The 3,178-nt window shown below is 73.3% G+C and carries 5 protein-coding genes; 2 read left to right on the top strand and 3 right to left on the bottom strand.

Features of this window, described 5'->3' with window-relative positions; genetic code table 11:
* The coding region (locus H5J29_RS26805) for an FAD-dependent oxidoreductase (RefSeq protein ID WP_181783782.1) at positions 1–636 on the top strand (636 nt) is incomplete at its 5' end.
* A complete protein-coding gene (locus H5J29_RS26810; protein WP_181783783.1) occupies positions 629–1,915 on the top strand; it encodes an aromatic ring-hydroxylating oxygenase subunit alpha in 1,287 nt (428 codons plus the stop codon). The genes H5J29_RS26805 and H5J29_RS26810, both read left to right, overlap by 8 nt.
* Before the next feature lie 12 nt (positions 1,916–1,927).
* On the opposite strand, the gene H5J29_RS26815 is transcribed toward H5J29_RS26810, so the two are convergent.
* The 3 genes from H5J29_RS26815 to H5J29_RS26825 are packed head-to-tail and all read right to left on the bottom strand — an operon-like array spanning position 1,928 to position 2,873.
* Positions 1,928–2,266: a DUF3618 domain-containing protein gene (locus tag H5J29_RS26815; RefSeq protein ID WP_181783784.1), complete on the bottom strand. Its 339-nt coding sequence runs from the start codon at positions 2,264–2,266 to the stop codon at positions 1,928–1,930.
* Positions 2,263–2,682 (bottom strand): phage holin family protein, encoded by a 420-nt coding sequence (locus tag H5J29_RS26820; protein WP_181783785.1) that lies wholly within the window; start codon positions 2,680–2,682, stop codon positions 2,263–2,265. Before H5J29_RS26820 ends, H5J29_RS26815 begins: the two co-directional genes overlap by 4 nt.
* 11 nt (positions 2,683–2,693) lie before the next feature.
* Positions 2,694–2,873 (bottom strand): hypothetical protein, encoded by a 180-nt coding sequence (locus H5J29_RS26825; RefSeq protein ID WP_181783786.1) that lies wholly within the window; start codon positions 2,871–2,873, stop codon positions 2,694–2,696.
* Between the last annotated feature and the right edge of the window lie 305 nt (positions 2,874–3,178).

A 3,178-nucleotide genomic window follows, 5' to 3' on the forward strand; every position in this document is an offset into this window, starting at 1 on the left:
CGGCCGGACGGGGCGGGCGTGGTCGTGGAGACCGCGGACGTGACCTACCGTGCCGACCGGGTCGTGGTCGCCGCCGACGCCTGGACCAACCAGGTGCTGCGGGAGTGCGGGCTGCAGCTGCCGCTGACGGTCACCCAGGAGCAGGTCACCTACTACGCGACCCCGCACCTGGCCGAGTTCTCGCCCGCCCGGTTCCCGGTGTTCATGTGGCACGGCGAGCACAACTTCTACGGCTTCCCGGTCTACGGCGAGGTCGCCACCAAGCTCGGCCAGCACATGGGCGGGCCGGAGACCAGCGCCGACGAGCGCACCTTCGACGCCGATCCGGTGCGCCGCAAGCGGTACGACCGGTTCGTCGAGGAGCACCTGCCGCGCTTCGGCGGGCCCGAGCTGTACACGAAGACCTGTCTCTACACCGTGCCGCCGGACCAGGACTTCGTGCTCGACACGGTTCCGGGCCATCCCCAGGTCACCGTGGTCGTCGGGGCCGGGCACGCCTACAAGTTCGCCGCGCTGATCGGCGGGCTGCTCGCCGACCTGGCCCTGGACCGGACGCCCGCGCACCCGGTCGACGCCTTCGCCCTCACCCGGCGGGCCCTGACCGACCCGACGTTCGAGCGCTCCTTCCATGTCTGACGTCCACGCGTCGCTGCCCGCCCGCCCCGTCGACCCGGCCGCGTTCACCGACGAGAGCCTCTACGCCGCCACGCGGCTGCCGGTCGAGCTCGCCTCGACGCTGCTCCCCGACGCCTACACGACCCCGGAGTTCTTCGCCCTCGAACGGGAGAAGGTGTTCGCCACCGGCTGGGTCGCCGTCGGCTGCACCGCCGACGTCGCGCGGCCCGGGGACTGCGTGGTGGTCGAGGTCGCCGGACGCTCGGTGATCGTGACCCGCGACCGGGAGGGGGCCTTGCGCGCCTTCCACAACGTCTGCCGACACCGCGCGACGACGCTCCTGACCGCCGACGCGCGCCACGTCGGACGGGGCGGCCGGATCCGGTGTCCGTACCACGCCTGGGCCTACGACCTGGACGGCGCGTGCCTGGGGACGCCGCTGTTCGAGGGCTCCGACGTCCCCGCCGGACAGGAGCCCGTCTTCGACACCGCGCCCGCCCGCGCCTTCGACCGCGCGGACCACGGCCTGCTCCCGGTCGCCGTGGAGAGCTGGGGCTTCCTGGTCTTCGTGAGCCTCGAACCCGAGCCCGGCCCGCTCTCGGCGCAGCTCGGGGACCTCCCGCGGCGTCTCGCGGGCTACCGGCTGGAGGGGTGGCTGCCACAGCGCCGCGGCCGCTACGACGTGGCCGCGAACCACAAGCTCGTCGGCGAGAACTTCATGGAGTACTACCACCTGCCCTGGGTGCACCCGGAGCTGAGCCAGGTCTCCCGGTTCTCCGACCACTACCGGTGGCAGGGCTCCGGGATGTACACCGGGATGTGCACCACGCCGGTCTCACGCAACTCCGACGCAGGCGGCTGGGACGGGCTGAACCCGGTCCACGGCCTCGCCGGCCGGGACGCGGACAGCGGCCGGTTCGTGTGGCTCTTCCCGAGCACCGCACTCGTCGTGCTGCCCAACCACGCCTTCGTGCTGTTCGCCCAGCCCGTCGCGCCGAACCGGACCGTCGAGACCACGGTGCTCCTGGCCCATCCCGACTCCCTCGACCACCCCGACCGGGAGGCGGGCCTCGACCGGCTCGAGAAGTTCTGGGACCTGGTCAACCGCCAGGACGTGGAGATCGTGGAGCGGGTGCAGCAGGGCCTCGCGAACCCGGCCTACCGCGGCGGGCGGATGTGCTTCCGGTTCGAGGAACCGTTGCACCGCTTCCAGAACATGGTCGTCGACCGGATGGTGGGCCTGCGCCGGGTCCCCGCGGGGGACCCGGCCGCCATGGCCCGGATGTTCCCGGACCCCTGAGGGGGCTCCTTCCTACCTGCGGGCCGTCCGGACGGCGAGGACGGTGACCAGGGCGCCGAGGATCGCGCCGACGACGAACAGGGGGCGGCGGTCCTCCCCGGTCCGGGCCCGGTCGACGACGCCGGAGACCCACGTCGTGGCCTGCTCGAGGGCCCGGCCGCCCTGCTGCTGCGCCTGGGCGGCGACGTGGGAGGCGTTGCCTCGCACCGACTCCACGGTCTGCCGGGCGGACTCCTTCGCCCGCCCGGTGACGTCGGCCCGTTCGGCCAGCGCGGCGGCGGTCTCGCCGAGGGCCTCGCGCTCCTGGGCGATCTTGGCGCGGAGCTCCTCGGGATCGCGGTCGGGGCTCATCGTCGGATCTCCGTCCGCAGCGTCTCGACGTCCTGCTTCGTACTGTCGATCGCCTTGGTCGGCACCGGCGGCGCGCCCTCGGTGATCTGCTTCTTCCCGGCCAGGGCGAGCACCGCGCCGACGATCAGGAGCAGTGCCCCGACGATCAGTGCGGCCGCCCAGACCGGGAGCACCAGGGCGAGCGCGGCGATCGCGGCGGCGATGAGCGCGAGCCCGCCGCCGAGCAACACGATGGTGCCCGCCCCGGCGAGCCCGGCGCCGACGCCGAGGGCCTTGCCCTTGGCCGTCATCTCGACCTTCGCGAGCTCGACCTCGTCGGTGACCAGGGTCCGGACCTGCTCGGTGAGCTGTCGGACCAGCTGGGCGGTGGAGGCCTCGGCGGCGGGGGTCGGTGTGGACTGGTCGGTCGTCGGCATCGGGCTCGTCCTCAGTCGTCGGTCAGGGGGCCGCGGGCGTTCAGCTGGTCGCGTTCCTGCTGGGCGCGGCGCTCGAGCTCCTCGTCGTCCAGCCGGTGCGGGGTCTTCGCGTGCTCGCGGTGGTCCGGGTGGGCCTGCTCCTCGGGGACGAGCACGTCGTCGAGGTCGGGGTCGCGGTTCGGTTCGGTCATGGTGGGGGCGTACCCGTCCTCGCGGAGTCCAGTCATGTCCGGGTCAGGAGGCGCCCGATCCGGTGGCGCGCACGGTGATCGCGCCGTTCGAACGTCGGGTGGCCTGCGGAGAGCGGCTCGCGTGGCACGAGCGCGGGTACCCCGACTCAGCGCGGGTATCGCTCCGGTGCACGACCCCGACGAGAAGGAGCCGATCATGAGCGACACCCAGGACGACCGCACCGACCCGGACGAGGGCAGGCACGCCGCGGGTCGCCACGAGACCGTCGAGGACGACCGCGAGGAGCGCGACCAGGTCGCCGCCG

Origin of the sequence: Pseudonocardia pini (assembly GCF_013870575.1) — a bacterium.
GTDB classification, from domain to species: domain Bacteria; phylum Actinomycetota; class Actinomycetes; order Mycobacteriales; family Pseudonocardiaceae; genus Pseudonocardia; species Pseudonocardia pini.

Bases quoted from the DNA above. Each gene is read 5' to 3' on its own strand.
- H5J29_RS26810 (WP_181783783.1), top strand. From the start codon at position 629: ATGTCTGACGTCCACGCGTCGCTGCCCGCCCGCCCCGTCGACCCGGCC.
- H5J29_RS26815 (WP_181783784.1), bottom strand. From the start codon at position 2,266: ATGAGCCCCGACCGCGATCCCGAGGAGCTCCGCGCCAAGATCGCCCAG.
- H5J29_RS26820 (WP_181783785.1), bottom strand. From the start codon at position 2,682: ATGCCGACGACCGACCAGTCCACACCGACCCCCGCCGCCGAGGCCTCC.
- H5J29_RS26825 (WP_181783786.1), bottom strand. From the start codon at position 2,873: ATGACCGAACCGAACCGCGACCCCGACCTCGACGACGTGCTCGTCCCC.